Annotated in this window: 1 protein-coding gene; it reads right to left on the reverse strand. The window is 69.5% G+C overall.

From position 1 onward, the window contains the following. Window positions 1-223: FAD-dependent oxidoreductase (locus E4K09_RS29400; RefSeq protein ID WP_166802473.1), on the reverse strand; the 223-nt coding region annotated here is incomplete at both ends.

Genomic DNA, 223 nt, shown 5'->3' on the forward strand with positions numbered 1-223 from the left:
TCGGCGATGAACCGATAGAGATCCTCACGCGCGACCTTCGCCTCGGCCTCGAGCGCGGTGGCCCTTGCTTCGCCAAAGCGCCGGGCCATCTCCGCATGGCTGAGGCGAAGAGTCCCGCTTGTGATTCCGCCGTTGCGCGTCGCGGCCCCCTCACCTGGCCGGAGCTTGTCGAAGACCTGCACGGAGCGTCCGGCCCGCGCGAGAGTGATCGCGGCGCTGAGCC

This window comes from Microvirga pakistanensis, from assembly GCF_004458765.1.
Lineage (GTDB): Bacteria > Pseudomonadota > Alphaproteobacteria > Rhizobiales > Beijerinckiaceae > Microvirga > Microvirga pakistanensis.